Here is a 1762-nt window from a genome sequence, read left to right on the forward strand (position 1 = left end):
TTGCCTGGCAGCGCCCTACTCTTGCGGGACGTCAGTCCAACTACCATCGGCGCAGGAGAGCTTAACGGCTGTGTTCGGCATGGGAACAGGTGTGGCCTCTCCGCTATCGCCACCAGACAAATCATACTTTGGATGTTGAGTATATACACTCAAAACCGGATAGAAGCAATGTGCGTAGTCACCTACACGGTACAAATCTTTGAATAAGTCGTCGATCGATTAGTATTCGTCCGCTCAATATATCGCTATACTTACACGCCGAACCTATCTACCTCATCATCTCTGAGGGATCTATTGGGGAAATCTCATCTTGAGGGGGGCTTCATGCTTAGATGCTTTCAGCACTTATCCCGGCCACACGTAGCTACCCAGCGATGCCGTTGGCACGACAACTGGTCCACCAGTGGTATGTCCATCCCGGTCCTCTCGTACTAAGGACAGCGCCTCTCAAATTTCCTACGCCCACGACGGATAGGGACCGAACTGTCTCACGACGTTCTGAACCCAGCTCGCGTGCCGCTTTAATGGGCGAACAGCCCAACCCTTGGGACCGACTACAGCCCCAGGATGCGACGAGCCGACATCGAGGTGCCAAACCTCCCCGTCGATGTGAACTCTTGGGGGAGATAAGCCTGTTATCCCCGGGGTAGCTTTTATCCGTTGAGCGATGGCCCTTCCATGCGGAACCACCGGATCACTAAGTCCGTCTTTCGACCCTGCTCGACCTGTATGTCTCGCAGTCAAGCTCCCTTATGCCTTTACACTCTTTGAATGATTTCCAACCATTCTGAGGGAACCTTTGAGCGCCTCCGTTACTCTTTAGGAGGCGACCGCCCCAGTCAAACTGTCCACCTGACACTGTCTCCCGCCCGGNATACTGGCGTACACACTTCTTAGGCTCCCACCTATCCTGTACAGGTGAGGTCAAGATTCAATATCAGGATACAGTAAAGCTCCACGGGGTCTTTCCGTCCTGTCGCGGGTAACCTGCATCTTCACAGGTANATACTGGCGTACACACTTCTTTGGCTCCCACCTATCCTGTACAGGTGAGGTCAAGATTCAATATCAGGATACAGTAAAGCTCCACGGGGTCTTTCCGTCCTGTCGCGGGTAACCTGCATCTTCACAGGTACTATGATTTCACCGAGCCTCTCGTTGAGACAGTGCCCAAATCGTTACGCCTTTCGTGCGGGTCAGAACTTACCTGACAAGGAATTTCGCTACCTTAGGACCGTTATAGTTACGGCCGCCGTTTACTGGGGCTTCAATTCGTACCTTCGCTTACGCTAAGCACTCCTCTTAACCTTCCAGCACCGGGCAGGCGTCAGCCCCTATACGTCACCTTTCGGTTTGGCAGAGACCTGTGTTTTTGATAAACAGTCGCTTGGGCCTATTCACTGCGGCTCATATCTCTATGAGCACCCCTTCTCCCGAAGTTACGGGGTCATTTTGCCGAGTTCCTTAACGAGAGTTCGCTCGCTCACCTTAGAATTCTCTTCCCAACTACCTGTGTCGGTTTACGGTACGGGCGGTTTATATTTCGCTAGACGCTTTTCTTGGCAGTGTGAATCAACAGCTTCGTCCTAAACGGACTCCCCATCACAGCTTACATTACACATGGCGGATTTGCCTACCATGACTGCTCGCTGCTTGGACATGCTCTTCCTTCCGCATGCCTGACCATCCTTCTGCGTCACGCCTTCACTCAAACAATATTCACCGGTACAGGAATTTCTACCTGTCATCCATCGCCTACGCT

The 1762-nt window shown here is 52.3% G+C and carries 2 rRNA genes; both read right to left on the reverse strand.

The annotated features are described in order from the left end of the window. Positions 1-2: 2 nt before the first annotated feature. Positions 3-117: ribosomal RNA gene (rrf, locus tag ACFSX4_RS08225) — 5S ribosomal RNA — on the reverse strand. A gap of 82 nt (positions 118-199) precedes the next feature. Next, positions 200-1762 (reverse strand): 23S ribosomal RNA (locus tag ACFSX4_RS08230); the annotation flags it as partial.

The sequence above is a fragment of the Corticicoccus populi genome, assembly GCF_042686195.1.
In the GTDB taxonomy this organism is placed as follows: Bacteria; Bacillota; Bacilli; order Staphylococcales; family Salinicoccaceae; genus Corticicoccus; species Corticicoccus populi.